The sequence below is a fragment of the Rhodococcus sp. BUPNP1 genome, from assembly GCF_002215235.1.
Classification (GTDB): Bacteria; Actinomycetota; Actinomycetes; order Mycobacteriales; family Mycobacteriaceae; genus Rhodococcus.
The window spans coordinates 18,950-39,320 of record NZ_NERM01000003.1; the positions used below are offsets into that span (position 1 = coordinate 18,950).

14 protein-coding genes and 2 pseudogenes are annotated in these 20,371 nt (G+C 69.6%); 6 read left to right on the top strand and 10 right to left on the bottom strand.

The window, feature by feature from the left end:
• Positions 1–8: 8 nt before the first annotated feature.
• The 8 genes and pseudogenes from B9C99_RS03600 to B9C99_RS03635 form a co-directional block, all read right to left on the bottom strand.
• Positions 9–560, bottom strand: a pseudogene (locus B9C99_RS03600) (Na(+)/H(+) antiporter subunit C); the annotation flags it as partial.
• Positions 557–3,394 (bottom strand): Na+/H+ antiporter subunit A, encoded by a 2,838-nt coding sequence (locus B9C99_RS03605; RefSeq protein WP_088896990.1) that lies wholly within the window; start codon positions 3,392–3,394, stop codon positions 557–559. The pseudogene B9C99_RS03600 and the gene B9C99_RS03605, both read right to left, overlap by 4 nt.
• A 201-nt stretch (positions 3,395–3,595) precedes the next feature.
• Positions 3,596–4,789 carry a hypothetical protein gene (locus B9C99_RS03610; RefSeq protein WP_088896991.1) on the bottom strand — a complete coding sequence of 398 codons (1,194 nt, stop codon included), beginning with the start codon at positions 4,787–4,789 and terminating at the stop codon, positions 3,596–3,598.
• Position 4,790: 1 nt separating this feature from the next.
• Positions 4,791–7,004 carry an AAA family ATPase gene (locus B9C99_RS03615; RefSeq protein ID WP_088896992.1) on the bottom strand — a complete coding sequence of 738 codons (2,214 nt, stop codon included), beginning with the start codon at positions 7,002–7,004 and terminating at the stop codon, positions 4,791–4,793.
• Positions 7,005–7,050: 46 nt separating this feature from the next.
• On the bottom strand, positions 7,051–7,968 hold the full coding sequence (locus B9C99_RS03620) for a phosphatidylcholine/phosphatidylserine synthase (protein WP_088896993.1): 918 nt from the start codon (positions 7,966–7,968) through the stop codon (positions 7,051–7,053).
• Positions 7,965–8,687 carry a phosphatidylserine decarboxylase gene (locus B9C99_RS03625; protein WP_088896994.1) on the bottom strand — a complete coding sequence of 241 codons (723 nt, stop codon included), beginning with the start codon at positions 8,685–8,687 and terminating at the stop codon, positions 7,965–7,967. Before B9C99_RS03625 ends, B9C99_RS03620 begins: the two co-directional genes overlap by 4 nt.
• Positions 8,688–8,803: 116 nt before the next feature.
• Positions 8,804–9,268 (bottom strand): SRPBCC family protein, encoded by a 465-nt coding sequence (locus tag B9C99_RS03630; RefSeq protein ID WP_085469694.1) that lies wholly within the window; start codon positions 9,266–9,268, stop codon positions 8,804–8,806.
• A 110-nt stretch (positions 9,269–9,378) separates the two neighbouring features.
• Positions 9,379–12,858 (bottom strand): bifunctional RecB family nuclease/DEAD/DEAH box helicase, encoded by a 3,480-nt coding sequence (locus B9C99_RS03635; protein WP_088896995.1) that lies wholly within the window; start codon positions 12,856–12,858, stop codon positions 9,379–9,381.
• Positions 12,859–13,030: 172 nt separating this feature from the next.
• On the opposite strand from B9C99_RS03635, the gene B9C99_RS03640 reads away from it, so the two are divergent.
• Together B9C99_RS03640 and B9C99_RS03645 are read left to right on the top strand one after the other, a co-directional pair.
• Positions 13,031–13,534 carry a pyridoxamine 5'-phosphate oxidase family protein gene (locus tag B9C99_RS03640; protein WP_088896996.1) on the top strand — a complete coding sequence of 168 codons (504 nt, stop codon included), beginning with the start codon at positions 13,031–13,033 and terminating at the stop codon, positions 13,532–13,534.
• Between the two features lie 60 nt (positions 13,535–13,594).
• Positions 13,595–14,212: pseudogene (locus tag B9C99_RS03645) on the top strand (SDR family oxidoreductase); the annotation flags it as partial.
• Here the strand turns inward: B9C99_RS03645 and B9C99_RS03650 are convergent.
• Entirely contained in the window at positions 14,154–14,747 is a 594-nt protein-coding gene (locus B9C99_RS03650; protein WP_088896997.1) for a DUF1707 domain-containing protein, read from the bottom strand. The pseudogene B9C99_RS03645 and the gene B9C99_RS03650 sit on opposite strands and share 59 nt — an antisense overlap.
• A gap of 108 nt (positions 14,748–14,855) precedes the next feature.
• On the opposite strand from B9C99_RS03650, the gene B9C99_RS03655 reads away from it, so the two are divergent.
• Positions 14,856–15,404 carry a PadR family transcriptional regulator gene (locus tag B9C99_RS03655; RefSeq protein WP_088896998.1) on the top strand — a complete coding sequence of 183 codons (549 nt, stop codon included), beginning with the start codon at positions 14,856–14,858 and terminating at the stop codon, positions 15,402–15,404.
• Here B9C99_RS03655 and B9C99_RS03660 read toward each other — a convergent pair.
• The gene (locus B9C99_RS03660; protein WP_088896999.1) at positions 15,379–16,629 is read right to left on the bottom strand and encodes an FAD-binding oxidoreductase; all 1,251 of its coding nucleotides are present in this window, start codon (positions 16,627–16,629) and stop codon (positions 15,379–15,381) included. The two genes, B9C99_RS03655 and B9C99_RS03660, sit on opposite strands and share 26 nt — an antisense overlap.
• Positions 16,630–16,751: 122 nt before the next feature.
• Here B9C99_RS03660 and htpG point away from each other — a divergent pair, with 122 nt between their 5' ends.
• From htpG to B9C99_RS03675, 3 genes are all read left to right on the top strand, one after another.
• Entirely contained in the window at positions 16,752–18,677 is a 1,926-nt protein-coding gene (htpG, locus tag B9C99_RS03665) for a molecular chaperone HtpG (protein WP_088897000.1), read from the top strand.
• 44 nt (positions 18,678–18,721) lie between these two features.
• Positions 18,722–19,498 (top strand): HAD-IIA family hydrolase, encoded by a 777-nt coding sequence (locus B9C99_RS03670; RefSeq protein WP_088897001.1) that lies wholly within the window; start codon positions 18,722–18,724, stop codon positions 19,496–19,498.
• 141 nt (positions 19,499–19,639) lie between these two features.
• A complete protein-coding gene (locus B9C99_RS03675; RefSeq protein ID WP_016691625.1) occupies positions 19,640–20,164 on the top strand; it encodes a DUF6764 family protein in 525 nt (174 codons plus the stop codon).
• The last annotated feature ends 207 nt before the right edge of the window (positions 20,165–20,371 follow it).

A 20,371-nucleotide genomic window follows, 5' to 3' on the forward strand; every position in this document is an offset into this window, starting at 1 on the left:
TGGTTCTGCGTGTAGGCCGAGTCGGTCGGGTCGTCGAAGTCGCCGTCGTGCAGGTCCTCGTACGCCTCGAGGTCCTCGATGTTCTTGAGCTGGTCGAGCGGGATCGGGTTGCCCGCGGCGTCGAAGGCATCGCCGCTCTTGCTCGGGATACCGGTGAGCGGGTCGTCGGAGCGGTCTCGCGACGGCAGGTCGGCGAGACTGCGCCGCTGCGACACGAGGGTGTCCTCGGGGTCGTTCTCGATCTCGTCCCGTGCGCGGTAGGTGTAGGAGCGGTAGGTCAGTGCCAGCACGAACGCCGCCACACCCATCGTGATGACGATCGCGGTGAGGATCATCGCCTGCGCGAGGGGATCGGCCATGTCCGGCTCGACGTCGCTCTCCACACCGACGATGGGTGCATGACCTGCGGGACCGCCGAGGGTCAGCAGCAACAGGTTGATGCCGTTGCCGGCCAGCAACAGCCCCAGCAGCATCTTGATGATGCTGCGTTCGAGCAACAGGTACACACCGGCCGCGACGAGCACGCCGACGACGGCGAGGAGCGTGATGTTCGCGGTCATCGGCCCTCACCCACGGTCTCGGCGTCGAGGCGAGCACCGAGGCTGCGCAGCACGTCCAGGATCAGGCCGACCACGATGAGGTACACACCGAGGTCGAAGAACAGTGCGGTCACGAGCTTGATGTCGCCGAGCAGCGGCAGCGTGAGCTCGAGGGTCGCCGACGACAGGGCCGGGGCGCCGAGGAACATCGACACCAGTGCGGTGCCCGCGGCGAAGGTGAGTCCGAGGCCGAGGATCTTGCCGGCGTCGATGGGAACCGCCTCTCCGAGCTCGTAGCGTCCGCCGGCCAGGTACCTCAACACCAGCGCGAGACCGGCGACGAGACCGCCCGCGAAGCCGCCACCGGGCGCGTTGTGCCCGGAGAAGAAGAAGTACACCGACAGGATCATCAGGGTGGGGAAGACCAGCCGGGTGGTGACCTCGAGGACCAGCGAGCGGTAGCGCGGATCGATGAGATCGCCGCCGAGCAGCCAGGTCGTCTCGTTGCTGGCGGAGACCGCGTCGAGCTGCGCCGCGGGTGCGTCCGCCACACGTGGGGCGGTGCCGAAGCGGCGGGTGCGGAAGACCAGGCTGGCCACGCCGGTCGCAGCGACCAGCAGTACCGAGATCTCGCCCATCGTGTCCCAGGCGCGGATGTCGACGAGCAGGACGTTGACGATGTTCTTGCCGTCACCGCCGTAGTAGGCGGCGTCGGGCAGTAGCAGCGAGATCGGATCGGTGGTGCGTGCCGCGACGGCGTAGGCGCCGATCCCGACGACCACCGCGCCCACGGCGATGCCGAGCATCGCGCGGGCGAACTTGCTGCCCATCACCGCGGCCGGGTCGGTCTCGGCGGGCAGCTTGCGCAGGACCAGCACGAACATCACGAGGGTGACGGTCTCGACGAGGAACTGGGTGAGCGCGAGGTCGGGAGCTCCCTGGAGGGCGAACAGCACACCGAGCCCGTAACCCGTCACGCCCACGACCAGCACACCGCCGAGGCGATTGCGCAGGACCGTCGCGGTGACCGCGGCGGCCATCATGATCAGCCCCACCCCGAGCTGCCAGATCGAGTCCCATGCGCGCGTCGACGGCATCGTGCTCAGCCCGAAGAAGAACATCAGCACCGTCGGGAGCGCCACCAGGGTGATGAGGATCGTCGCCTGGGTCAGGGGGAGCGAACCGCGCTGCAGAAAACCGGTCAGGCGCAGGGACAGGGTGTCCATGCCCTGGAGGGTCGCGTCGTACATCCGGTCGGCGTTGCCGAGCGGCGGGTGCTCGAAGCGCAGGCGCGCGATGGTGCGGTGCGCGAGGAACAGGGCCGTGCCGCCCACGATCACCACGCCGGTCAGAGCGAGCGGCAGAGTGAATCCGTGCCACAACGCCAGGTGGTAGGGCTTGTCGAGTTCGGTGGGCAGCTCGTCGGCGTAGGGGGCGATCAGGTGATCGATCCACGAGCTCGCGAAGCCCGCGGCGAGACCGGCGAACGCGAGAACGCTCGGGGCGGTGAGCAGCAGCGGGCCGGGCGCGTGCAGGTTCTGCACCGCGGGGCTCGGACGTTTGAGCTGCTTGCGACCGAACGCACCCCAGATGAACCGGATGCTGTACGCGAGGGTGAGGATCGACCCCACCACGATGCCCGCGGTCATGGCGATCCGCGCCCATTCGGGCAGCACTTCGGCCACCAGCGACGATTCGAGTGCGGCTTCCTTCGCGACGAACCCGATGAACGGCGGCAGACCTGCCATGCTCGCCGCCGCGAGTATCGCGATCACCATCAGGTAGGGCGCGGCGGTGCCGAGATGTGCGAGCTTGCGAATGTCGCGGGTGCCGGTGGAGTGGTCGATGATGCCGACCACCATGAACAGGCACGCCTTGAACAGGGCGTGGGCGATCACCATCGCCAGGCCCGCCAGGGCTGCTTCCCGGCTGCCCGTGCCGACGAGGGCCGTGAGGAAACCGAGCTGGCTGACGGTGCCGAAGGCCAGGATGAGCTTGAGGTCGAAGGCGCGGAACGCTCGCCAGCCGGCGAGGATCATCGACGCGAGACCGAGCCCGATGACGATCGGCCGCCACGCGGCGCTGTCCGCGAAGCCGGGTGCGAGCCGGGCCACGAGGTAGATACCGGCCTTGACCATCGCCGCGGCGTGAAGATATCCGGAGACCGGGGTGGGGGCGGCCATCGCACCGGGCAGCCAGAAGTGCAGCGGGACCACGGCGGACTTCGACAGTGCACCGACGAGCACGAGCACCACGGCCACACCGGCGAGCCAGCCGTGGGGTGCCGCCGCGACGACGTCGGACAGGTTGTAGCTGCCGACCATCTCGCCGAGGACGATGATGCCGACCAGCATCGCCAGACCACCGGCCGTGGTGACGAGCAGCGCCTGGGTGGCGGCACGACGACTCGAAGCGCGTTCGGCGTAATGCCCGACGAGCAGGAACGACAGGACGGTCGTCAGTTCCCAGAAGATGTAGAGCAGCAACATGTTGTCGCTGACCACCAGGCCGAACATGGCGCCGGCGAAGGCGACCATCTCGGCGGCGAACAGGCCCAGGCGGGGCTCGTCGTCCTCGAAATAACGCGAACAGTAGAGCAGGATCAGCGAGCCGATGCCCAGGACGAGCACGCACATGATCGCCGAGAGCGTGTCGAAGCGCAGATCGACATTCATCGACAGCGTCGGGGCCCACGCGATCTGTAATTTCTGATCGGTTCCCCAATTGGTGATCACCCAGCCGAGACTTGCGAGGGGCACCAGCGCGAGCGGCAGGAATGCATTTCTCCCCATGACTCTGACCAGAAGCGGCGCCAGAAGAGCAGCGACCGCATGGGCAACGAGTATGGCGATCAAAAGGCACTCCGTCGGGGTCGGGCCTGTCGGCGGGGTGAAACTGACTGCGGGCCGTGGGACTCGCTGTCGTCACAGCGGACGGCACACCGCCGAAACGGGGATCGCCCCGACATGCACGCCGCTCGCCGTCATCGGGCAAAACGGATTGTGCCCATCCTAACGGTTGTCTTCGCACGCTTGCGAATCGGGGAGGTGAGAGCTCTAGCGCACCTGCCACGCGCAGATCACGGCGGCGGCGAACAATGCGAGCGCCGACCATTGCGTATCAGCCGGAAGCATCCACACCGCCCCCACGACGGCCGTCGCCGGCACCGGCAGCGCCAGGCCGAGAGCCGCCACGGACGCCGAACCCGGCAGCGATGCGCCGAGCGCGAGACCGGTGCCGAGCGCGACGAGCGCGACCCGCACCGCGAGAGGAATGCCCTCGCCGATCTCCGCCGGCCACCACACCGTCGCCGCCGAGATCGACGCGGCGAGCACCAGCCCGGGAAGCGCGTACGGCATGTAGGGGGAGAGCCGCACCCCGGCGACCACGGCGGCCACCGCGACGAGCAGCACCCACCACGGCACGGTCGCCGACTGCATACCCGACCACAACTCCACGAGGACGGGGTACGCCGCGGCCACGGCTCCGGTGACCGCGAGGACGAACCGGTCGTCGCCGGGTGGAACGAGGCGCGCGACGATCTCGGCGCCGACGACCGCCACCGCGAGCGCTCCACCGGCGACCAGCCACAGGAGCACCCCCGTGTCGTTCGCGCGGGAACCCACGAACTCACCGAGCAGCCGATAGCCCACCGAGAGTACCACCGCGGCGGACACCATGATCGCGAGCAATCGCGGATCGGCCCGCTGCACGCGCATCCCGGCAGGAACCGTCAGCGCGGCGGCGACCGTTGCCACGAGTGCGAAGGCCAGCGCCCACTGCGGCACCGTCCAGCGCAGGGCGTCGACGGGGACCTCCGAGCCGACGGCCGCGGCGGTGAGGAAGGCCGCCCACCCACCGGCGATCAGGGCCCACTGACCGGTCGCCGAACCCCACGAGCCCGCGGTCGCCGCCCCGAGCAGCACACCGGTGATCGCGGCGATCACCCATCCGACGACCGTCAGGCTGTCGGCCGAGATGCCTGCGGGAACGAGATAGCGGATCGAGCCGAGCACCACGATCGACGCGGCGGCCAGCATCCACGCCGTGCGGCGGGAGCCGGTCCGCTGCAGCCCGGCCGCCGAGAGGACGGCGAGCGCGGCGGTGACCACGGGCGCCCATTCGCTGCGCGCGCCCTCCGGAAGGACGGATTGGCCCGCGGCCGGGACGAGGATCGCGACCGCGGCGGCGAGGAAGGCCGCGAGAACGGCTGCCGGTCCGGCGACGCGGACCGCGGTGGTCACGGCCATCTCAACGGCCCTCCGCGTAGGCCTGCAGATGGGCGACCTGCGCGGGATCGAGCGAGGGCCGCACCTTCTCCCGGGCCACCGCGACGTCCTCCGCGGTCACCACGGCGGCGTCGACGTTGCGCCGCATCGCCGCGAGCGCGGCCTCGCGCAGCAGCGCCGAGCAGTCGGCGGCCGAGTAGCCGTCGAGCCCGGCGGCCAGCTCGTCGAGGTCGACGTCGTCGTCGAGCGGCACCGACCGGCCCGCGGTCTTCAGGATCGCGGCCCGGGCGTCGGCGTCCGGCGGCGGCACGAACACGAGACGTTCGAGCCGGCCGGGACGCAGCAGCGCCGGATCGATGAGGTCGGGCCGGTTCGTCGCCCCGACCACCACGACGTCGCGCAGCGGCTCGACACCGTCGAGTTCGGTGAGCAGCGACGCGACGACCCGGTCGGACACCCCCGAATCGGAGCTCTGCCCGCGGCGCGGCGCGAGCGCATCGATCTCGTCGAGGAACACCAGCGCCGGTGCCGAGTTGCGGGCACGCTCGAACAGTTCGCGCACCGCCTTCTCCGACGCACCGACCCACTTGTCCATCAGTTCGGCGCCCTTGACGGCGTGGACGCTCAACCGACCGGTACCGGCGAGGGCGCGGACGAGATAGGTCTTGCCGCAACCGGGCGGGCCGTACAACAGCACACCGCGCGGCGGGTCGACGCCGAGACGCTCGAACGAATCGGGATGTTGCAGCGGCCACAGGACGGCCTCGGTCAGGGCCTGTTTCGTCTCGACCATGTCGCCGACGTCGTCGAGGCTCACACTGCCGATCGCCAGTTCCTCGGTGCCCGACCGCGACAGGGGACGGATCACCTCGAGCGCGCCGAGCAGATCGTCCTGGACGAGCGACGGTTCGTCGTCGTCGCGGTTCGCCCGGGACGCCGCGCGCAGTGCCGCCTCGCGACACAGCGCCGCGAGATCGGCGACGACGAAGCCGGGGGTGCGACCCGCGACGGCGGCGAGGTCGAGACCGGTGGACGGCACCGAGCGCAGCAGCACGTCGAGCAGGGCGCGGCGGGTCGCGCCGTCGGGCAGCGGCAGGGACAGTTCGCGGTCGCAGATCTCCGGGGCGCGCAGCCGGGAGTCGACGTCGTCGGGATGCGCGGTGGTCGCGATCAGCACCGCGCCCTCGGTGTCGACGACCCGCCGCAGCTCGTCGAGGATCAACGTCGCGACGGGTTCGGTGTCGGCGGGCAGCACGGCGTCGACGTCGGTGAGCAGCAGGACGCCACCGCCGCGCACCGCGTCGGCCGCCGCGGAGATCCGGCGCAGCCGCTCGTCGGCGGCGAGTGCACCCACGCCCGGCCCGTCGACCTCCACCAGACGCCGGTCCGCGACGACCGAGCGCACGAAGGTCGCCTTGCCGACCCCGGCGGGACCGGTGACGAGCACCCCGAGATGCGGCGACGCGCCGAGGGTGCGCAGCAGTTCGGGTTCGTCGAGCGAGAGGGTGAGCCATTCGGAGAGCTTTGCGACCTGGGCCTGCACACCCACGAGATCCTCGACCGGCGGTGCCGGAGGCGTGGCGGGGGCCGATTCGGGACGGTCGGTCGCGGGGGAGGAGGCGACGAACCCCGACGAGACGAATCCGGAGGCGGACGGCACGGAGGACGGCAGGGCACCCGGCCCACCCCACACGACGGCGGTGTTCGGCTGCACGCTCACCGGTCCGGCCGGATCGACCGACGAGACGGTGAGCAGTTCGGTGGTCCACGCGATCGCGAACGTCCGCGACAGTGCCCGCGTCGTCTCGGCGTTGCTCGTGCCCGGCCCGAGATCGCGCGGGAGCAGCGACACCGCGTCGCCGACGGTGAGGACCTTCCCGAGCAGCGCTTGACGCAGGGTGGTCTCCGGGATCGACTGCCGCGCGAGCGTGGAGCCGGTGACCGTCACCGTGCGCGCGCCGTAGACCGTCACCGGTGCGACGACGACCGTCGCGTCCTCCTTCAGGCCCGTGTTCGAGAGCACCACGTCGTCGAGCAGGATCGTGCCGGTCGGGGTGCCGGCTGGGGCGAGACCCGCCACGACCGCCGTGCGGCGCGCTCCCACCAGTGCGATCGCGTCCCATTCCCGCAGGCCCAGCGCGGCCAGCGCCTCGGGGTGCAGACGCACGACACCGCGCCGCGAGTCGGCGGCGGAGGTGTTGAGCCGGACGGTGAGTGAGAGTTGTGGGGTCGTCACCCCGCCGAGCCTAGAACGTGACTAGCGTCCTCGCGGGTCGTGCATGTCATCGCCCTCGCGGACGGCGCAGCCCGAGTCGCGCCTGAGATCTCGCCGACGTGGCGACACGCCGGGCCGCGACACGACGCGGACGCTGCGCGCGGTTGCGGGCACGCAGTGCGCGTCGCTCCGAGGGCTTGATGTCCCAGGTCTCGGGCCGGGCCGCGACCCAGCGCCGCGAACGCACCGCGAAGGGGATGTGCGCGAGGTAGACCGCGACCAGCACGAGCATGAGGATGAACGGATAGGTGACCAGCGCGGCCGCCGCCACCGCGACCAGCACGAGCAGCACCGCGGCGAGTCGCGCGGGCACGGACGCCGACTTCATCGCGAAGGTCGGGATGCGGCTGATCGCGAGCCCGGCCGTCCCGAGGATCCACACCGCGACCAGCCCGTAGGCGGTCCACCAGCCGTCGCCCCACTGGATGTGGGCGGCGACGGGTGCGAGCGCGATGAGGGCGGCCGCCGGTGCGGGCACACCGACGAAGTACTCGCGTGCGTAGGCGGGGACGCTGTCGTCCTCGAGGAGGGTGTTGAAGCGTGCGAGTCGCAGCACGAGGCTCACCGCGTAGAGCAGGGCGACGATCCAGCCGAAGGGGCTGCCGTCGAGCAACGTCACATACAGCACGAGCGCCGGGGCGACACCGAACGCGACGGCGTCCGACAGCGAGTCGAGTTCGGCGCCGATCTTGCTGGTCGCGTCGAGCATGCGGGCGATGCGACCGTCGAGCGAGTCGAGGACGGCCGCGGCGCCGATCATGCCGAGCGCAGTGCCGAGTTGTCCGTCGAGCGCGAACTTCACCGCCGACAGTCCGGCGGAGAACGCCAGGATCGTGATGACGCTCGGCAGCAGGCGGACGACGTTGGGCCGATTGCGGGACCGCCCGGTCGCGACCGCACGCGAACCCTGCGTGTGCGGACTCACGACACCGTGGGCAGCTGAGCGAGGACGGTCTCGGCACCGATGGTGCGCTGACCGCGTTCGACCAGCAGGGTGCTCCCGACCGGCAGGTAGGTGTCGACCCGGGATCCGAAGCGGATCAGGCCGTAGGTGTCGCCGATCGGCAGGGTGTCGCCGATCTGCGCGTCGTTGACGATGCGCCGTGCCAGCAGGCCGGCGATCTGGACGACGGCGACCTCGGCGCCGTCGCGCGTCTCGATCAGCATGCTGGTGCGCTCGTTGACCTCGCTCGCGTCGGCGAGATCGGCGGAGAGGAACTTGCCCGGGGTGTGGACCACCGAGCGGACGGTGCCGCCGACGGGGCTGCGCTGCACGTGCACGTCGAGGACGGACAGGAAGATGCTGACCCGGGGGCGCTCCTCGCTGCCGAGCCCGAGTTCGGCGGGCGGCACGGCGTGGTCGACGAGAGCGATCTCACCGTCGGCAGGAGCGACGACCACCCCGACGCGGTTCGGCGGCACGCGGTGCGGGTGCCGGAAGAAGGTGGCGCACGCCAGTGCCGATGCGAGACCGGCGCGGCGCAGCCAGGGCTTGCGGCGGCCGAGGGTCGCCACGGCAAGCGGAGCTGCGACGAAGGGGATGCCGCCCGGATGCATGGGCGGCACGACATGCCTGACCAGGTCGACCATGTGGGCTACCCCGCTGGTGGGGGGTGTTCCGGCGGGCGTCGGCTTACGTGCCACGGGCTCCTCTTATCGCTGACGATCGGTGATCCGGGACCGCAGTGGACCCGCCCGTCGCGCGGGCGGGTCCTGTCGGTCCGCAGGCACTCCAGCGTACGTGAGCGGAGGAGGGAAGGTCAGACCCGCGCGCCCGCCTCGATCTCGTTCTTGAGACGGGCGAGAGTCGCGTTCATCCCCATCGTCAGTTCGTCGTCGAACGCCTCGGTGCCGCCGAGAACATACTTGACCAGGGTCTGCGAGACCTTGCTGGTCCCGGTGGGCGCCTCGCGCCGCTGGGTGACCCGCGTGCCGGTGGCGGTGGGTTCGAGGGTGAACGACCAGATGGACCGGTTCTCGTTGATCCGGAAGCTCAGGCGACGGCCGGGTTCGAAGTCGATCACCTTCGACGTCGTGGGCCACACCAGCAGGCCCTTCTTGTTGATGTTGATCGTGGTGGTGCCGGCCGACACCGGCCCGCCGCGCACGATCATCCGACGGCACTGCGGGCTCCACTCGCCCATCCGCTTCAGATCGGACACCACGCGCCACACCTGCTCGGGGGAGGCGGTGATCTCGATCGTGGCCTCGAGGGTCTTCGACACGTGTACTCCTGTGCTCGGGGGACCGGGTCTTCTCGGGGGACCGGGTCCCGTGTATCTGATACCTGAGGTAACAGGATCGTCATCGATCCTATCGGACTATGTGAGTGCGGTCACGCCTCGGTCGGGTCGGCTCCGGTCAGCCGCATGAACGCCCCGAGTTCGATCAGGCCGTCCGGGGTCGGCGGGAGGTGATCGGTCAGGGCGCCGGACCGGACGATCACCGCCGACCACTTGCCACGTGAGAGGGCCACGTTCGACCGGTTGCGGGACAACAGGAACGACATGCCCCGCGGCACGTCCTCGACGGCGGAGGCCGTCATCGACACGAACACCATCGCCGCCTGGCGGCCCTGGAACTTGTCGACGGTGCCCACCTGGACGCGGTGCAGACCTGCGGCGGCGAGATCCTGCCGTAGGCGGGTGACCTGAGCGTTGTACGGCGCGACCACCAGGACGTCCTCCTCGCCGAGGGGGCGCGGCGGGGAGCCGGCGTCGTCCGTCCACGCCGAGCCGAGCACGGCCGCGATGGCGCGCACGATCTCGGCGCTCTCCTCGGGCGAGCAGGTCGCGTTGCCCTCGTGCGCGACCTCCACGAGCCGGACGCCGGGCGGGACGCCGTCGAGCGCGCGGCGCGTGGTGATCTCGGACTTCGACCGCAGTCGTCCCTCGTAGGACAGCTCGGACACCCGCGCACACAGATCCGGATGCATCCGCCAGGTCACCGGAAGGAAGTAGCCGCGATCGGCGGGCAACGCACCGTGCCCTTCGGCGAGCCATCCGAGGGCGGACTCGTCCACCGGTTCGGGGTGGGTGCCCTGCGAGACCTGCGGCAGTTGGCGGGGATCGCCGAGCAGCAGCAGATTCGACGCGGCCGTGGCCACGGCGATGGTGTTGGCGAGACAGAACTGACCGGCCTCGTCCACCACCAGCAGGTCGAGACTGCCGGGCTCGATGCAGTTCGGATTCGTGAAGTCCCAGGCCGTTCCGCCCACCGCATAGCCGGTGGTGGATGTACCGATATGGGCCGCAAGGGACTTCGCGTCAGGGAAGGCGGTCCACGTCGGTTCGGGGCTCTGGCATTTCGCCTTGGCGACCCGTTCCGGCGACACTCCCGCGGCGACGATGCCGGCCAGCATGTTCTCGACCACCGAATGCGACTGCGCGACCACGCCGACGCGCCAGCCGTGCTCGTTCACGAGCGCCGCCACCACCCGGGCCCCGGTGTATGTCTTGCCGGTGCCGGGTGGGCCCTGCACCGCCAGGTACGAATTCTCCAGGGTGAGAACGGCTGTGACGATCGTGCCGGCCGCGTCGTCGCCGAGCGGCGGCAGCGCGGCACCGGAGCGCAGGCGGGGCGGGATGCGGCGCAGCACGTCCACCGCCGCGGTCGACGGCAGAGCCGGCAACTCGCTGCACATCGCCTCGGCGGCGGAGGCGATCGCCGCTTCGATGTTCTTCGACGAGATCGGCGCGCCGGGTGTGACGGCCACCGGCAGCACGGAGTACTCCTCGTCCGTCCGCAGCGACTCGTCCACGACGAGCACGTCGGGATGGTCCGTCCCCGTGGTGCGTTCGACGACCACGGCGCGCGACCACGCGCGCGTCCCGGTGCCGCCGTCGGGCAGTCCGTCCGGTCCCGGAGCGTCGTACAACAGGAAGACGTCCTGCCCGGCGCGCAACGTGCTGCCCGGCTCGAACTCGCCCGCGAGGCGCAGCCGGCGCCGGAGCAGTCGCTGGCGGGGAGTGGCCTTGTGCCAGTCGGTCTCGAGCGTGCACGTCGCCGCGACCAGCGTGTCTCGGGCGTCCGCCCACTCGTCCGGAGACGTGGACAGACGATCGAAGTGCCCCCACCAGAATGGTTTCCGCTCGCGCCGGTGATAGCCCATGGCCGCGGCGACGAGTGCGGCCGCCTGCTGTTCCGGGGTGCGGTCGCCCGCAAGTGCACCGCCGACGTAGTCGAGGAGTTTCGTCTCGACGGGGTCCGCCTCCGAGTCGGGAGCGGCCTCGTCGTGGGTCGTCTCGGTGGGGGAGATGCCGCGGTCGCGGGCGTGGGTGAGCAGCCAGTCGCGCAGACGCAGGGTGGAGATGCAGTCGGCCTCGTTGTAGGAGGCGATCGACGCGAGTTCGCGTTCCGCCTCCTCGAGGTGCCCGGCGTCGCGCAGTGTGCAGTAGTCGGCGTACGCGACGATCGAGGCGCCCGCGTCGACGACATCGCCGTCGCGTGCCTCGCTCTCCTCGGTGTAGAGCGGTTCGAGCTTCTTCAGTCCGTACGCCCGGGCACCCACCCGGATCGAGTTGCGCACCACGGGATACAGGTCGACGAGCACACCTTCGCGCAGCAGGTCGTCGACGATCTCCTCGCCGACGCCGTAGCGCCCGGCCAGCCGCAGCAACGCCGTCTTCTCGTACGGGGCGTAGTGGTAGACGTGCATCCTCGGGTGGCGACGCCGGCGGTCGGTGACGTAGTCGAGGAAGTCCAGCAGCGCCTGCCGCTCCTGCTCGCGGTCGTGTGCCCAGAAGGGCCGGAAGACCGGTGCGTCCGCCGGTCCCTCCACGACGCCGAACAGGTACTCGAGTCCCCACTCGGAACTGCCGCCCTCGGACCACAGTGGGTCGCCCTCGAAGTCGAAGAAGATGTCGCCCTCGTCGGGCGCGGGCAGGATGCCGAGCGGGGTGGCGTCGTAGACCTCCGCGTAGGGACTGCCCCGCCTCTCCTCCTCGAGCTGCGCCCGTGCCTGGGCGCGCAGGACCTCGAAGGTGCGGCGGGCCATCCCGTCGACGGGTGCTGCGCATGCGGCGAGGTCGTCGATGGTCGACACGCCCGCTTCGATCAGCCGCAGCCGCTGGGTACTGCGCATCCCCGCGACCAGCAGCAGGTCGCGGTGACGTTCGAGTTCCGGGGTGCAGTCGTCGCAGCGACCGCAGGCGGTGTGCCCACCCGCTCCCCACCGCACCGGCCCGGGGGCAGCGCGGTGCGACGCCAGAAGGGTTTCGAGGCAGGCGCGTCGGTGCCGATAGACCGGCATGATCTCCGCGAGCGGGTAGGAGGCGATCGAGCCGTCCCCGAGGACGAGATGCGCGTGCGAGGACACCGTCGTCCCGGTGCGCGCGAGTGCGTCCGCGTAGGCGGCGAGCTGCAGCAGGGCCTCGACCTTCGCGTGCCGGGAGAGTTTGCTGTCGTAGACGGCGTAACCGTCGTCGTCGAGGACGAGGAAGTCGGAGAAGCCGATCATGCCGAGCGGATCGGGGGCGGTGTCGAAGAAAGCGCCCTGATAGACGACGGGCGCGCCGGCCCGGACGGCGTCGAGGGTTGCCTGCGCCGCCTCGGTGAGCGCCTGCGCGGTGTACTCGGGCCGGGCGATCTCGACGACCTTCTCCGCACCCACCTGCGCGCGGAAGTGGTCGAGGACGCGCTGCTCGTGACGACCGCCGAGCGCGGCGACACGGTCGAGCATCGCATCGGGTTCGGTGTCGGCGCGCGGGAGGCGACCGAGCGTCGAGTCGAGGTTGCGGAGCAGTGCGAACTCGCACGAGGCGGCGCGGGTGAGATCTCCGGCGCCGAAGACCAGCCTGTCGTCGAGAAGAAACATCGGCAGCTCCGTCTCCGGCGTGCGGGATGCCCGGGATGGGCACGGCTGGTCCCGACTATCGCAGACCGGTCGGACCCATCGGACTGTTGTGTTCGCACTCGCCGGATGAGAACATCTCTCTCACGAAAAAGAATAAAATTCTTGACGAGGATTCGTGCAGGTAGGAGGACTGATGAGTGGAAACGGCACGCTGCGCACGCGCGGCGCCGGGATCTCGATGACGAAGGAGGAGATCGATCTCTTCCTCTCCGCCGAGCGGACGTGCCGCGTCGCCACGATCGGCGGTGACGGAAGCCCTCACGTCGCTCCGTTGTGGTTCGTCTGGGACGGCGCCTTCCTGTGGCTCAACTCCGTCGTCCGCAGCCGCCGGTGGACCGACCTGCAGAAGGATCCGCGCATCGCGGTCGTCGTCGACGGTGGGGAACAGTTCACGGATCTGCGCGGTGTCGAGGTGCGCGGCACCGCGGTGAGCGTCGGCGACGTGCCGCGCGGTTCCCGTCCCGAGGTCGTGGCGCGCACCGTCGAGGACGAACTGCTGCGCGGCGTCGAACTGTCCTTCGCCCGCAAGTACGCCGGTCGCGACGAGTTCACGACGGACGGCCGTCATGCGTGGCTGCGGGTCACTCCGCACAGTGTGCGCAGCTGGGACTTCGGAAAGATCCGCCGGTCGCGCTGATTCGACGAATCCACGCTCGCCGACCGGACGGGAGTCTTCCGGCTCTTCCGCGGAGCCGTCCTCGACGTACGCGACCGGGAGGGCTGGCGCAGCGTCAAACAGGAGGCGGAGAACGCCTTCGGCCCGGTCGACATCCTCGTCAACAACGCCGGGATCGGTTTCAACGGAACCGATTTCGCCGACCTCGATCCTCAGGTCTTCGACACCGTCATCGACATCGACGTCACCGGGGTGTTCAACGGCGTCTCGACCTTCGCGGGTGACCTGCGGGCGCGCGGGCGCGGACACATCGTCAACACCGCCTCGGTCATGGGACTGACCGCGGGTGTGCCGGGCCGCGGTGTGTACAGCGCAGCGAAGGCCGCCGTCGTCGCGATGTCCGAAGCGCTACGCGCCGAACTCGCCCCGCACGGTGTCGGGGTCTCGGTCCTGTGCCCGGGGCTCGTGCGTTCGGGACTCGACGACAGCACCGCCCGGCTCGACGGCGAGGTTCGGCGCGTGGACCACATCAAGGGCGGGAACGCCGGTATGGCACCGGAGACGGCGGGGGAGATCGTCGTCCGCGGCATCTCGATCGACGCCCCCTACATCCTCACGCACCCGCACTATCTCGGGAACATCAGTACCAGGTACGACTCGATCGCCCGCAGTGCGGATTCAGTCCACGCCGGTGCATGACGGCACGCCGGTGGACGACGGCCGCGCGGCGCATGTGTTCGCGGTGCAGTCGCCGGGCGTTGCGGATGTGGTCGTCGGTCCTGCGGTGGTCCGGACCGCCCTCGAGTCCGAGTGCGGTGCGTCCCGCCAGGACGAGACCCCAGGGGACGATGACCCAGATCGGCCAGAAGTAGATCAGCGAGGCCGTTCCGAGCGAGACCAGTGCCCACACCACGAGATTGATCGATCCCACGGTGGCCCAGGCTCCCCACTCGATGCGCTGGTGGAGCGGCAGGCGCAGACGGGGGAACGGTTTGCCGGCCGGCGGGGACGGGGTGGGAACGGGTGCCGACGGCAGGTCGGCGAGAACGGCGCCGGCGTCGTCCTGCGTCACGGCGCGGTAGACCCGGGCCACACGTTCGTCGAACTCGCCGATCGTCAACCGTCCGGCGGTGAGATGGCGCCCGAGCTCCTCCACGATCGTTTCGCGCTCGGCATCGGAGATGCGCAGCGGCGATGTCGCAGTACCGGGGCCGGTGGTGGATGTGTGTTCCATGGTGCCCTCCGGGATCTTCCACAATGGAATGTCACCTGATTCCAGGGTGGATATGCCACAGTGGAATGTCAAGTCTTTTCCGTACCCGGATCGAGAAAGGAACCGGCAATGACCGGACGACCGCTCAACGCCACCGCCGCGTCACTGCTCGGATTCCTCCACGAAGGCCCCAAAACGGGCTGGGACCTGGTGTCCACCGCCCAGACGCGCATCGGCAAGTTCTGGTCACTGACGACGAGCCAGGTCTACCGGGAATTGGCGGCGATGGAGCGGCAGGGACTGATCGAGGCAGGGGAGAAGGGCCCGCGCGACCGCAAGCCCTACGTGCTGACCGAGGCCGGACGCACGGCCTTCGCCGAATGGATCGACCGCGAACCGGGCGACGAGAACATCCGCCATCCGCTGCTGCTGACCGTCGCCTTCGGCGATCACCTCCCGCCCGAGCGCCTCGCCGAGATGCTCACCGACCATCGCCGCAGACACGAGGAGCAGCTCGCCGCCTACGAACAGCAGGCGGCGGCCGACATCCTTCCGCCGCACGCCGCGGCGACCCTCGACTTCGGCATCCTCTACGAACGGGCCGTCCTCGAATGGTTCGACCGCGTGCGCGACCGTCTCGAACCCGGACCGGTCAGCGCAGCGGATCGAACGACCTGAGCAACGGATCCGGCTCGCCGGTCATCGACCCGGCGAGCAGCCGTCCGGTGAGGGGACCGAGCGCCACACCCCACATCCCGTGCCCGCCGGCGACGTACACCCGCTCCGAACGGGTGCGGCCGATCAGCGGGAGCCCGTCCGCCGTGCACGGCCGCGAGCCCACCCACTCCTCGCTGCGCCCGTCCCAATCGACATCGCGCAACAGCGGACGGGTCGCGTCGACGATCGCCCGGATGCGTCGCGGATCGAGCGGGGCGTCGGGGCTGCGGAACTCCATCATTCCCGCGACCCGGAAACGGTCCTGGAGAGGTGTGCACGCCACCCGCTGGGCCGGGAAGTAGACCGGGTTCTTCGGCAGACTCGGCGGCCGCACGCTGAAGCTGTAGCCGCGACCGGCCTGGACCTGCGTGCGCACCCCGAACGGCCGGGCGAGCGACCCGAGCCACGCTCCGTTCGCGAGTACCACCGCATCCGCCGACCGCGAGTCCCCACCGGCGACGACGACATCCACCCCGCGACCGGTGTCGCGCACCTCCTCGACGTCGACGTCGGTGACGATCTCCGCACCCCGGGCGCGGACCGCGTGCGCCAGCGAGGCGACGAACCGCGGCGGATCGATGAACCGCTGCCCCCGGATCCGGAGACCCACCCGCACCGAGTCCCCGAGCAGCGGTTCGAGCGAATGCAGCGTGTCGGTGTCGAGCAGGTCGAAGTCGATCTCGCTGCCGGCGGCACGCGCGTGCTCGACCTCCTCGACCAGCAGCCGACGGTCGTCGTCCGAGGTGAACGCCGCGAGGAACGGATCGGCGACCCGCGTCGGTTCGGTGACGATCGTGTCGCCCGACCCGCGGGCGAGATCGTCGTAGGCATCGAGGGCGAGGCGGTTGGCGCGCGCGAAGACCTCCATCGACGACGTCCACTGCCGTCTCGTGCAGTGCCGGGCGAAGTCGGCGAGGAAGCGCAGCAACCGCACATCCGTCGTGGGCGGCACGTACACCGGCGAGGACGGGCGGAACATCGAGCGCAAGCCGTAACGCAGCACCCCCGGCTCGGGTAGCGGCAGGGTCAGTGCCGGCGCGAGCCAACCGGCGTTGCCCCACGAGGCATCACCCGCCACGCCGACCCGATCGAGCACCGTGACCTCGATGCCTCGATCCTGCAGAAACCACGCGGTGGACAGACCCACGATGCCCGCACCGACGACCACCGTCCGACGAACCGTCATCGCAACCTCCTGTGAACGACGAAGCCTGCACCTCCATCATGGACCCGGAAGCGCGAACGGGCCGGACTCGCGGACGGCTTACTATTTCCGGGGAAGTTCTGCTTGTGGAAAGGGAACCCGGAATGAGTACGAACGTCGAACAGCGTGAATTCCAGGCCGAGACGCGGCAGTTGCTGGATCTGATGATCCACTCGATCTACTCGAACAAGGACACCTTCCTGCGCGAGTTGATCTCCAACGCGTCGGACGCCCTGGACAAGCTCCGGCTGGAGTCGTTCCGAAACAAGGATCTCGACGTCGACACCTCCGACCTGCACGTCGAGCTCGAGGTGGACAAGGACGCGCGCACCCTGACCGTGCGCGACAACGGCATCGGCATGAACCGCGACGAGGTCGTCGATCTCATCGGCACCCTCGCGAAGTCCGGCACGGGCGAACTCCGGCAGAAGCTGCGGGAGGCGAAGGACGCCGCCGCTTCCGAGGAGTTGATCGGCCAGTTCGGTATCGGCTTCTATTCGTCGTTCATGGTCGCCGACAAGGTCACGCTCGTCACCCGCAAGGCCGGGGAGAAGACCGGTACGCGCTGGGAGTCCAGCGGCGAATCCACCTACACGATCGCCGAGGTCGACGACGCGCCCCAGGGCACCTCGGTGATCCTGCACCTCAAGCCCGAGGATGCCGAGGACCACCTGTTCGACTACACCTCGCAGTGGAAGCTCGAGGAGATCGTCAAGAAGTACTCGGATTTCATCGCGTGGCCGATCCGCATGGAGGTCTCGCGCACCACGAAGTCGGAGGACGGCACCGACGAGGTGACCTTCGAGACCAAGACCCTCAACTCGCAGAAGGCGTTGTGGGCGCGTTCGAAGGACGAGGTCTCCGAGGACGAGTACAAGGACTTCTACAAGCACATCGCCCACGCCTGGGACGAGCCGCTCGAGATCATCCCGCTCAAGGCCGAGGGCACCTTCGAATACCAGGCGCTGCTGTTCATCCCGGAGCACGCGCCCTTCGACCTGTTCGCCCGTGAGCGGCGCACCGGCGTGCAGCTGTACGTCAAGCGCGTGTTCATCATGGACGACTGCGAGGATCTCGTCCCCGAGTACCTGCGTTTCGTCAAGGGTGTGGTCGACGCACAGGACCTGTCGCTCAACGTCTCTCGTGAGATCCTGCAGCAGGACCGGCAGATCCGGGCCATCCGCCGCCGCCTGACGAAGAAGGTCCTCGCGACCGTCAAGGACATGGCCGCGAAGGAACCCGAGAAGTACACGAAGTTCTGGCGCGAGTTCGGCCGGGTCGTCAAGGAAGGCCTGATCTCCGACACCGACAACCGCGACACGCTGCTGGCGATCTCGTCGTTCGACTCGACGGCGAACGAGGAGGAGCAGACCACGCTCGCCGGTTACGTCGAACGGATGAAGGACGGCCAGGACGCGATCTACTACCTGACCGGCGAGTCGCGGCAGCTGCTCGAGAGCTCCCCGCACATGGAGGCGTTCCGAGACAAGGGCATCGAGGTGCTGCTCCTGACAGACCCCGTCGACGAGATGTGGGTGACCTCCGTTCCGGAGTTCGAGGGCAAGCGCTTCCAGTCGATCGCCAAGGGCGATGTCGACCTCGGTACCGAGGACGAGAAGAAGGCCGCCGAAGCCGAACGCGAGGAGAAGGAGAAGGAGTTCGGCGACCTGCTGTCGTGGATGAAGGAGATCCTCGACGAGCAGGTCAAGGACGTGCGGCTCTCGTCGCGCCTGACGTCCTCCCCGGCGTGCATCGTCGGCGACACCTTCAGCATGTCGCCCGCACTCGAGCGGATGTACAAGGCCTCCGGTCAGCCGGTGCCGCGGGTCAAGCGGATCCTCGAACTCAACCCCGGTCACCCGCTCGTGTCGGGTCTGCGCACGGCCCGGGAACAGCGTCCGGACGACGCCTCGCTCGCCGACGTCGCCGAGCTGCTCCACGGCATGGCGCTGATCGCCGAGGGTGGCGAGGTGGAGGATCCGGCGCGGTTCACCCGCCTGCTCGCCGAGCGTCTCGCCGGAAGCGTGTGAGCCGAGCCTGTCGCCGTAGGCACGCACGCGGATAGGCTCGATGCATGACGCGTGTGGACGGGGTGTTGTTCGATATCGAGGGCGTGCTCGTCACCGAGTGGCAGCCCGTCCCGGGCGCGGCGGACGTCCTGGCACGACTGCGTGCCGACGGCGTCCGCCGCGCCTTCCTCACCAACACCACCTCCCGGACGTGCGCCGAGATCGCGCAGCGGCTCACCGATCTCGGGATGGAGGTGTCGCCGGACGAGATCGTCACCGCGGTGTCCCTCACCGTCGACCACGTCCGGCAGACCTATCCGGGTCTGCGCTGCTGGGTCCTCAACGAGGGTGACATCGCCGCGGATCTCGACGGTCTCGTGCTGGACGAGGACGATCCGGAAGTGGTGATCCTCGGCGGCGCGGGGGATGCCTTCACGCACCGGGCGATGAGTCGCGTCGCCGAACTGATGCTCGAGGACGTCCCGGTGGTCGCGATGCACCGGGCGCTCGCGTGGCAGGCCGCCGACGGGTTGCGCATCGACACCGGCGTCTACCTGGCCGGACTCGAGGAGCTCACCGGCCGGTCGGTGGTGGCGGTGGGCAAGCCGTCGCTGCGCGGCTTCCTCGTCGCGTCGGAGCGGATGGGTGTCGAACCGGATCGGATGGTGGTCGTCGGCGACGACATCGCTGGCGAGGTCGTCCCGGGGCAACGCCTCGGTATGACGGGAATCCTGGTGCGTACCGGAAAGTTTCGGCAATCCGTCCTGGACCTGGCGGTCGATCGTCCCGACCACGTCATCGACTCCGTCGCCGATCTCCCCGGGCTCCTCGACAGTCTGTGACACGTGGTCTCGCGTGAGACGCATGTGATCGGTACCCTACCGCCGGGGCGCCGGCCCCCCGTTCGCGCGGGGCGCTCGTTCCCCAGTTCGCGCAGACGCAGCCTTTCGCGAAGAGGCACTCCAGTGCAGAGGAGCCCGTTCTTGTCCATTCGTTCCTTCCGGTCCGTTCTCACCGCGCGCCGTTCGTTCCGGGCCGGTGTGCTCGTCGCCGTCGGTGTGGCCTCGGCTGCGCTGTTCGGTGGGGGTACCGCCGCAGCGGCGCCGGTGACCTGTGTGTCGCCTCCTTCTGCCAACGACATCCTGGTGTCCGATACCGCCAGCTGCGGTGCCACCGCCGAGGACGCCTTCGCTCGCGCGTATGCGGCCGACAGCGGCACCGCGGTGTCGGTCGCCGAGTCGGCCGGTGCCGCCGAAGCCCACGCGACGGGCTTCGGCACGGCGCTCAGTGCAGCCCGTGACGGCGGCCGTTCGTTCGCCTACGCGCTCGGCGGCGGACTGAGCCACTCGTGGGCGCAGGGTCCGGCGACGACCCTGTCGGTGGCCGGCTACGGGTCGGGCGCCACGGCCGACACCACCGGCGTCACGTGCGTCGGAGCCCAGTCGTTCGCGGTCAACACCGCGACGGGGCAGTGGTGCGCCGTGGGGGTCGGTTCGACGCCGCGCTGAGCGAGCGCCGCACCGATGATCCGGACGACCGGGTAGTCGGTCTTTCGCGGATTTCGTGACGGGGGTGGCAGGTGCCGGTAATCTTGCACTCGCCACCCCCGAGTGCTAAGAATGCACTTAGCACTCGCAACACGTGAGTGCCAGGTCGGTAGGGTGAGACCGGGTTTTCGACACCCCTGGTCGTCCGTCGCGGGCACTGCTTCCGGC